The following is a 7,542-nucleotide window of genomic DNA, read 5'->3' as shown; positions in this document are numbered from 1 at the left end:
CACTTTAGCGGGAATTCAGGCAAATCAGGGCGACCGACCGCGAACGGAATACAACATAAATCACTGTATTTACAGTGCAGTTGGAGACGCCTTGATACTGTCTGACACGAAAGTTATAGCGCCTCAGCGTCTACCATTTTTTCAAATATCATTTGATGCCTCTGACGAACGGGACGTTTAGCCTCACAATGGTCAGGTTGAGCACCGCTGCAAAACTTACCCATGCAAGATACGGCACGATCAGCCAGCTCGCCAGAACCGAAAATGGGGTTAGCCCGATGCACAAGGCCAGCACAGAGCCCCACAAAAATACGACCTCGATCAACGACCAGTCCGGCCGGCGCAGAGTGAAAAACAGGGGTGACCACAGGAAGTGGCAGACAAAATTCACCGCATAAAGAACGATTATTGTCGTTCGGTCTGCGTCACTGACTGCGCCTTCCCAAGCCAGAACAGCGGCCCAGGCAGCCAGACCCAGGATCAAAGTCCAAGCCGGTCCGAACAGCCAATCCGGCGGCTGCCAGCTGGGTTTCCGGAGATTGCGGTACCAGGTACCTATTTTGGTCAAGCCCCCGCCAGCACCACCTAGAATAACGGCCCAGAGGACAGCAATGATGATATGGGTTTCCGGCACAACGTCTTATGGGCGTAAGTGAATGGCCACACAACAAGCGATTTTTCAGAGTATTCCGCAAGAAGCATTGAACCGCCCCGAACTCCCCGACGACCTACAGCGCGTCGCGATCGCCGCTTAACTCGATTTCCATGTCGTCTGCCAATGACCCAGCGACCATCATCACGGCCTGCAGTTGTGCCGCAGTCAATGCGTCAGGGAGTTTGACAACCAAATACAGGTTCGCGCCTTCGATTTCCCATGAACCGATCTTATTGCTGCGGCTGTCCCGCATCAGTTCGAGCGCCTTGGCACCGTTAATACCATCGGTGGCAACTGTCCCGGCTGGCGAGAATATCTTCCTTATGGTCATCCCGCCGACCGACTCGGTGGCCCCCGAAACAAACACCATCTGGGTCCGCTTTTCCTTGTTGAAGCTGATCGTGACCTTGTAATCGCCGTCCTTGTCCACCTCGAACTTCATCCCGATTTGTTCGAGCCGCTTTTTCGCCCAGCCATCGTCGGCTTTGGCCGGCAAAGGGACCATGAAAAATCCAAGGGCCACTGTCAGGGCAATGACTTTCTGGCGTAACTTGTCTGTCGGTTTCACCTTGTCGCTTCTCCCGTCTTTTGATCCATTAGCCAGCAAGATCGACGCCTTAATGTTTGCCGGACAGCTTTATGGCCGTCCAAATTGCGGCTATAATGCCGATTATCAATGCTCCGATCGGCGCGAAGAAAAAACCGACACCCATCGCTACACCACCATTTTGATCGCCGTAGCCCATCATGTCCCAAATGGACAAAAATCCGATCAGAATTACAAAATAACTGACGATCATGGCAACAATCAGCGCGAGGACTATCAATAAGATCTTGCGGGTCCGGCTCATTATAGGGCCTTTGCCCAATTCTCCACCGGACCCATACTCACAGGGTCACATTCCCGAATGTTGCCCGCAACAAAGCCTCCGCGTCGCCGATGGCCACAGGCGGTGGTTTGCCGCTGAAAGTTTTTCCACGCACCGCATAGTTTAATGTGTAGATGGTATCGGCATCGCGGAACATCATGATGAAGTCCTGTTCACCGGCTCCTGGCAACGCTTTCGGATAGGCGCCCGGCGGCAAGGAGGCACAGCCATTGATAATCAGCGACCGCTTCAGCTTCGCGGCAAATGGCTTCTCGCCGCTATCGCTGTAAAGTGGGCCCTTGGTGCAGGTGGCCGGATAGAATGCCTGACGTGCAATCTGCGCAGTCGTAGCCGGCGACGCCCCTAATCCACGATAAGCCTGGATAGTCACCAGCCGTGTCCAGCTCGACAAGTTTTCCCCTTTGGGGAGATATTCGATCAGCACGTTGGTGTCATTCCGCTTCTCGTTGGCCATTACCATCCCGTCGGGCAATCCGAAAACCAGTGTGCGGCCAAACAGCGGTACCCGTGTCTGCGCCGGTACGGCAGCGACCGAAGTTGCGTAAAGCGATGCCGCCAAAAGGAAGCCGACCGACCACCTCATGATTCTTTACGCCTGAGCACGATGAAGACGACAAGCATGACGCCGCCCAATGCACCCATCAGCGCTCCCATTGTCGATGTAATCGTCGCTGAAGCCTCGGCAACACTCGTCGTTGGTGTCATAGCGCCGGTTTGAAGTTGAAATATAAGATAGGCGGCAATCCCGCCCAAGATGATTTCGATCACAATAAATGCGATCAGTACGCGGTAAGATGGTCGCATATCGTCCCCCATTATTCCCCCGACGGCCACTTACATGCCCCCCGCTTAGCGGGCCGCCGCCTTGACCAGCCCCGATTTGGTCAGCGCGTCGCGCATTTTCCTGGAAAGATTGGCCGGCGGACACAGACGTACCTGCTCGGTCCATTGCACACCCTGGCTGGGGGAGTTGGCGCGCACGACCGCCTTGCCGTTGGGGCGCGATGCCACCTCAAGCGGCCCTTCGTTCACCATGACAAAGCCGTCCTTTGTCTTGCTTGCGCGGGTAAGCGCTTCGGTTTCGTTGGCGGGTCCCATGCTTTGTTTGGGGCCGTAGAAATAGAAAGTGCCAAAGCGTTTTGCGCCATAGACTTGAGCGATATAGGCGGTTTCGCATTTGGTGTCCGTTTTGACCCACACACCTTCGGCAATGGGCAGTTTCGCGGTTTGCGCCCCCACCGGAACCGACAGGCAGGCTCCGATTATGATCGCCGGTACAATGCGGTTCAATCTACCCATGTTACTCACCCCCCAAGTGTGACGTTTGCGTGGCATAGCGCATTTGGGCGTAATCGGCAATGTCGGCGGAGCGTCGACGGCGGGGCGATTTTGGAGTTTGTTGACTCGGCTGAAGCTTGGAGGGCGTTTTTCAAAAAGGGGAAAAAGCCCCTTCCCTCATTAGCGAAAGGCTCCGAAACCCTAGGAAAAGCTGAAGTTTTGACACCCCACCACGCGAAAAATCCGCACGATTTTTGTTAATTCCCAATTTCAAAGAACACGCCGCTTCCCGCAAGGGAAATGGCACGTCCAAATTGGCAGAACAAATCCAACAATTCAATGGCGACGCAAAGCCAAGCGGTGACAAGGGGGGAGCCTTATCGCAAATTTTCAGCGCATTTACCGCGGTGCCCAGGCCAGCGGTGCCGACGGCCAAGGCCAGTGGTGCGCCGACCAGATTGCAAGGATGAGGCGCGAAGCATCAAGACGCGACATCGGGATAGTGAAATTTGGTATGCGCCTTGCCATCCGCATCAAGGGTTAATGTGAATGAATCCCATTCTCCCCCCGTGTGAGCTTTCATAATAGTGTGCAGCTCTTCTAAGAGTGAGTATTCACTGATTCCGTCCTTTTCTCTTAAGAATTCACTTATCTCTTTTCCTCCTTTTGTAAATGAAAACTCAGATTTGCACCGTTCCCCTAAATTGCTAAAAGAAAATGTACATTCAAGTTTTTCATAATTCGAGTCCGCTGAATCATGCATTGCTTGCACGAGTAGGTTCAATATTTCAGTTTGCCTTTGAAAAGGATTCATAGTCCACCTCCATTTTCGTTTTTAAATCTTTCAATCGTTTTTCTACCCCCGATGGTATATTCCACTCTTAATTCAGTTGGTCGCACGTCATTCGGATTTGACCGCTTAAATATAACTTTCACAGCCCCTACATCTTCACCAGCCACAAGCGCACGCCTGATTTCATTTTCAAATGTTTTATACTCTTTATTGTTGAAATTTGTATCTTGCGGAAACAGGTTCCTGCATTGCAAGGAGCAAGCATTTATTCATGCAACATCGAACTTTAATTAGTTTAATCCGGCAGTGGCTCGGGAAATTCGATCTCGTCGCGACCAACACCTTCGCAACGCTTGAAGGCTTCGCGAAGCAACGCACCTAGTTCAGCTGGGGGGCAAGGATAGTTATGAGCAATTACTCCAGCATCGTAACCCGCTTGAATATTACCCCAATCGCTACCTAACAAATTTCTCGTCGACAAAAAAGTCAAGTTATCTTCAGGTTTATGTTGTATTCGGTGCGAATATGCGCTTTTCGAGATGAGATCAGATTTGTGTATTTGCACATACATTAATCTTTCTTTTAGAGTTTTAAATCTCTTCTCTTTCATATAATTACATAGCTGCGAATGTAGCCATTTTCTTTTTCTAATAATTTCATTTTTGGAAAGATATATTTTAGATTCTTCACTTGATAAAAATCTCGTTTTAGAAAAACACTTAATCAATTCAAATCCAATTTCAAAGTTTGAAGCATCATTTTGTAAAAATGAAACATATCCAAGATCGTCTACAAAATTAGTAGAACGTCCAGAGCAAGTAAATAATACAAATAATTGACCGTTATAGTATGCTTGGGCACATTTCCAGTCTTTTTCTGGATGGAAATTCATTCTATTTTCCAGTAATGACAATTTTAAAATGAATATTATTCAACTTTGCTTTATCAATCGATTTGTATAGCCACCGCCAATCTCTCGTAGGTTCATCACTCATTTCAAGGTCCTGTTACGATAATCATCATCTTGATCACATTTAGCCTTTACCGCGCTGCCCAAGGGCATCATCAATTTGCTTTATCCCGATGCAATCACCGACAAGCTTGCCCGTGGATGTGGCAAATTCGGTTTGGGGGTATAATGTCAGACCTTTGACGATCACTTCTTCAACCGCCACGCATTGACCATTGTCGTCTGCCGCGATTTCCACAGGTGCCGCTTCTAAACCGGAAGGCGGTGTTATTTGATCGGTCCGAAACCGTTCTTCCCGCTCAGCCTGCCTTTGATTTTCTCGATCTTCGATACGTTGGGCTTCGCGCAAAACGGGGTCAGCCGCAGTTTGCGCCAATGCATTACCGGTATATGGCGATACCAGCACAATAGCAGATACAACGAAAAAACGCACGAGAGTAGGGCCCCGGTCGTCGGAATTGGTCATGACCATACATGACGAAATTCCAATGACTCGGGTTAAGTATTATCATAGTAACACTATGTTAACAAACATAATATAACTTGAGATATATCACGGCCTACATGATATTATGTCCATAACGGATGTAATTTACGCAAATGCGCCGTTTGCAGGGCATGGATATTCGGTTTTTGACCGCCAAAGATCCTGCCGGAATTTACAACGTCTTTATAATCGCCGAAAAATCCATGCCGCCTGCGCCGCTGTTGGCATAGGCTTCGTAAAGCGCGGCGGCTTTTTGGCCCATGGGGACATCGGCATCGACGGACTGCGCCGCCTCCATCGCCAGTTTCAGGTCTTTCAGCATCAGCGCGGTGGCAAAGCCGCCTTGATAGTCATTATCCGCCGGGCTTTGCGGGCCGACGCCGGGGACCGGGCAATAGCTGGTCATCGACCAGTTCTGGCCCGATGCCTTGGACGAAATATCGTAAAAGGTTTGCAGGTCAAGGCCGAGCTTTTCGGCCAGTTTGAATGTCTCGCACGTTGCGATCATCGACGCGCCGAGCAGCATGTTGTTGCAGATTTTCGCCGCCTGCCCTGCACCGCTTGTTCCGGCGTGGATCACCGCCTTGCCCATCGCCGCCAGGATCGGTTCTGCACGGGCGAAGGCATCGTCAGTGCCGCCGACCATGAAGGTCAACGTGCCGCCATTGGCCGCCGCAATGCCGCCCGATACAGGCGCGTCGACCATCGCATAGCCTGCGGCCTCGGCCGCCGCAGTTACCTTGCGCGCGGTATCCACATCAATGGTCGAACAATCGAGAAACAAAGCACCTTGCGGCGCATGGCCGATCACATCCGCGCCATACACAGCATCGACAATGGCCCCGTTGGGCAACATCGACACCACGGCATCAACGCCGGCAATCGCGCCCTGCACCGTGTCAAAAACGGCGCATTTATTCTCCTTGGCCCGGGCCAGAGCGTCGGGCGACAGGTCGAACGCGCTGACATCATGCCCTGCTTTCACAAGGTTCGCGGCCATCCCGCCGCCCATGTTCCCCAGTCCGATAAAGGCTATTTTCATCTGCGTTACCCCATTGTCGGGATGATGAAGGCATTGGTGCCGTCGGGCGAACCGTCAGGCCAGCGGGCGGTGATCTTCTTGACCTTGGTCCAGAATTTGATGCCCTCCATGCCATATTGATCGGTGTCACCGAACCCGGAGCGTTTCCAACCGCCGAAGCTGTGATAAGCGACAGGAACGGGAATGGGGACGTTGATGCCGACCATGCCGACATTCACCCGCGCCGCGAATTCGCGCGCCGCATGGCCGTTGCGCGTGAAGATCGCCACGCCATTGCCATATTGGTGCTTGCTGGGCAGCGCGAGCGCCTCTTCAAAATTGGCCGCACGCACGATTTGCAGCACGGGGCCGAAGATTTCTTCCTTATAGCTTTCCATGTCGGTGGTGACATGGTCGAGCAAGGTAGGTCCGATAAAATAGCCTTCCTCATGCCCTTGCAGCTTAAAGTTGCGCCCGTCGACAACCAGTTCCGAACCTTCATCAATGGCGGTCTGGATCCAGGCTTCAACCCTGGCTTTGTGTTGTGCGGTCACAACGGGGCCATAATGCGCGTCGGCATCGGTCGAGATGCCCACACGCAGCGCGGCGATCGCCGGAAGCAATTTGGCTTTCAAACGCTCGGCAGTGTCATCGCCCACCGGCACCACAACAGGCAACGCCATGCAACGTTCACCCGCCGAACCAAAGGCGGCACCTGTAAGATCGATGACGACCTGATCGAGATCCGCATCAGGCATCACGATACCGTGGTTCTTTGCCCCGCCCATGGCCTGCACGCGCTTGCCAGCCGCAACGCCGCGATTGTAGACATAATGGGCAATGTCCGAAGAGCCGATAAAGCTGACTGCGCTAATGGCCGGATGGTCGAGGATAGCATCAACCATTTCCTTGTCGCCGTGCACGACCTGGAAAATTCCCGCCGGCATTCCCGCTTCCAAAAAGAGTTCCGCAAGCCGGTTAGGCACGCTCGGGTCACGTTCCGAAGGCTTGAGAATGAAAGCATTTCCAACACTGGTAGCCAATGCGCCCATCCATAGCGGGAGCATTGCGGGAAAATTGAATGGGGTAATTCCTGCGCCAATGCCCAATGGCTGGCGCATCGAATAGACATCAATACCGGGGCCTGCGCCATGGGTATACTCGCCCTTCATCAAATGGGGCAGGCCGCAGCAGAATTCGACAACCTCAAGCCCGCGCTGGATATCGCCCTTGCTGTCAGCAACGACCTTGCCATGTTCGGCGCTCAGCATATGCGCCAGTTCGTCCATATGCTTTTCAATCAGTGCCTTATACTCGAACATCACGCGGGCGCGGCGCTGCGGGTTCATCGCGGCCCAGGCGGGTTGTGCGGCCTGTGCAGCGGCCACGGCAGCGTCGAGCACCGATCGGTCACCCAACACAACCTGTGCCTGAACACCGCCATTGTT

At 52.5% G+C, this 7,542-nt stretch carries 12 protein-coding genes; all 12 read right to left on the bottom strand.

Annotated elements, in window-relative coordinates:
- Positions 1–148: 148 nt before the first annotated feature.
- A complete protein-coding gene (locus ACEW72_RS10545) occupies positions 149–634 on the bottom strand; it encodes a TspO/MBR family protein (protein WP_373476341.1) in 486 nt (161 codons plus the stop codon).
- A 94-nt stretch (positions 635–728) separates the two neighbouring features.
- The gene (locus ACEW72_RS10540; protein ID WP_373476340.1) at positions 729–1,223 is read right to left on the bottom strand and encodes a hypothetical protein; all 495 of its coding nucleotides are present in this window, start codon (positions 1,221–1,223) and stop codon (positions 729–731) included.
- A gap of 49 nt (positions 1,224–1,272) precedes the next feature.
- Complete coding sequence (locus tag ACEW72_RS10535; RefSeq protein ID WP_373476339.1) at positions 1,273–1,506, bottom strand: hypothetical protein; 234 nt, start codon at positions 1,504–1,506, stop codon at positions 1,273–1,275.
- A 37-nt stretch (positions 1,507–1,543) separates the two neighbouring features.
- On the bottom strand, positions 1,544–2,128 hold the full coding sequence (locus ACEW72_RS10530; protein ID WP_373476338.1) for a hypothetical protein: 585 nt from the start codon (positions 2,126–2,128) through the stop codon (positions 1,544–1,546).
- Positions 2,125–2,349 (bottom strand): hypothetical protein, encoded by a 225-nt coding sequence (locus tag ACEW72_RS10525; protein ID WP_373476337.1) that lies wholly within the window; start codon positions 2,347–2,349, stop codon positions 2,125–2,127. The genes ACEW72_RS10530 and ACEW72_RS10525 overlap by 4 nt, the downstream gene beginning before the upstream one ends.
- 45 nt (positions 2,350–2,394) lie before the next feature.
- The gene (locus ACEW72_RS10520) at positions 2,395–2,844 is read right to left on the bottom strand and encodes a hypothetical protein (protein WP_373476336.1); all 450 of its coding nucleotides are present in this window, start codon (positions 2,842–2,844) and stop codon (positions 2,395–2,397) included.
- Between the two features lie 460 nt (positions 2,845–3,304).
- Positions 3,305–3,637, bottom strand: coding sequence for a hypothetical protein (locus ACEW72_RS10515; RefSeq protein ID WP_373476335.1), 333 nt, complete (start codon positions 3,635–3,637; stop codon positions 3,305–3,307).
- Entirely contained in the window at positions 3,634–3,870 is a 237-nt protein-coding gene (locus ACEW72_RS10510; RefSeq protein ID WP_373476334.1) for a DNA/RNA non-specific endonuclease, read from the bottom strand. The genes ACEW72_RS10515 and ACEW72_RS10510 overlap by 4 nt, the downstream gene beginning before the upstream one ends.
- Positions 3,871–3,911: 41 nt before the next feature.
- On the bottom strand, positions 3,912–4,508 hold the full coding sequence (locus tag ACEW72_RS10505) for a contact-dependent growth inhibition system immunity protein (RefSeq protein WP_373476333.1): 597 nt from the start codon (positions 4,506–4,508) through the stop codon (positions 3,912–3,914).
- A gap of 142 nt (positions 4,509–4,650) precedes the next feature.
- The gene (locus ACEW72_RS10500) at positions 4,651–5,052 is read right to left on the bottom strand and encodes a hypothetical protein (protein WP_373476332.1); all 402 of its coding nucleotides are present in this window, start codon (positions 5,050–5,052) and stop codon (positions 4,651–4,653) included.
- Positions 5,053–5,245: 193 nt separating this feature from the next.
- On the bottom strand, positions 5,246–6,115 hold the full coding sequence (gene mmsB, locus ACEW72_RS10495; RefSeq protein ID WP_373476331.1) for a 3-hydroxyisobutyrate dehydrogenase: 870 nt from the start codon (positions 6,113–6,115) through the stop codon (positions 5,246–5,248).
- A 5-nt stretch (positions 6,116–6,120) separates the two neighbouring features.
- Positions 6,121–7,542: CoA-acylating methylmalonate-semialdehyde dehydrogenase (locus ACEW72_RS10490; RefSeq protein ID WP_373476330.1), on the bottom strand; the 1,422-nt coding region annotated here is incomplete at its 5' end.

It is taken from the genome of Sphingorhabdus sp. (assembly GCF_041737645.1).
Classification (GTDB): domain Bacteria; phylum Pseudomonadota; class Alphaproteobacteria; order Sphingomonadales; family Sphingomonadaceae; genus Sphingorhabdus_B.
Note: the sequence above shows the minus strand (reverse complement) of the source record. Positions and strands in the feature narration are given on the sequence as shown.